Source organism: Amycolatopsis sp. NPDC003676, from assembly GCF_053587275.1.
Genome location: NZ_JBSFNS010000465.1, coordinates 1 through 1,008 on the forward strand (window position 1 = coordinate 1; position 1,008 = coordinate 1,008).

General features: G+C 71.1%; 2 pseudogenes. Both read right to left on the reverse strand.

From position 1 onward, the window contains the following. Positions 1-659: pseudogene (locus ACWDNU_RS47280) on the reverse strand (hypothetical protein); the annotation flags it as partial. Between the two features lie 12 nt (positions 660-671). After that, positions 672-896: pseudogene (locus tag ACWDNU_RS47285) on the reverse strand (4Fe-4S dicluster domain-containing protein); the annotation flags it as partial. Positions 897-1,008 lie beyond the last annotated feature (112 nt).

Genomic DNA, 1,008 nt, shown 5'->3' on the forward strand with positions numbered 1-1,008 from the left:
GACCGCAGGGCGGCGGTACACGACGGTTCGAGCCCGACGACGAGTCCACCCGCGGCCGCGTGGCCGGCCAGCGCCGCCACGGTGGCCCGCAGCCGAGCGCGCGCGCCGTCGAGCTGCCCGGTGGTGATCCACGTCAATCCACAGCAGACCCGGGCCGTGGGGATGTGAACCCGATAACCGAGCCCTTCGAGCAGCACCGTCGCGGCGATCGCGTTCGCCGGAGCGAAGGTGTCGGTGAAGGAATCCACCCACAGCAGCACCGTGCGCTCGCTCCCCGCCGCCGGCCCGGTGGCGGCGGGCGTCAGTGCGTCGCTCGTGGTCGCGCGGGTGTCGGTGCGGGAGGGCGGGAGCAGGTGGTGGTGGCGGGTGCGCGCAAGGGCGGTGACCGTGGGTTCGGTGCGGTGGTTGCCACCGATGTCCTGCCAGATACGACGGAATGGCGTCGGTGCGAGGACCGGTGCTTCGCGGCGGGGATCGATGCCGACCGCGCGCATCGTGGTCCGTCGGAGCAGGGGGCGGGCGGCGAGGGCGTTGGCCAGGCGCGGGAAGCGTTGGGCGACAAGGAGCCAGCGGGGGAGCTGGCCGAGGATGTAGTGGTCGAGGGGACGGAGGCGGCCTCGGTAGCGGCGGTAGAGGGTCTCGGATTTGTAGGTGGCCATGTCGACGCCTGCCGGGCAGTCCGATCCACAGGCCTTGCAGGACAGACAGAGATCCAAGGACTCCTCGACTGCCGGTGCGCGCCAGTCGAGTTCACCTCGGACGACCTCCTGGAGGACGCGGGCGCGACCTCGGGTGCTGTCCTTCTCGTCGGAGGTCGCCACGTACGACGGGCACATGAAGCCGCCGGAGGCGCGAGTGTCCGCTCGGCACTTGCCGATTCCTACACATCTGTGCACAGCTGTGGACAGATCGCCGGAGTCGTCCGCGAGCGCGAAGCCACCCGCCGAGGTCAGCGACCAGTTGAGCGAGGAACTGGCGGACTACCACCTGCTGCCCGCCACCCGCGCG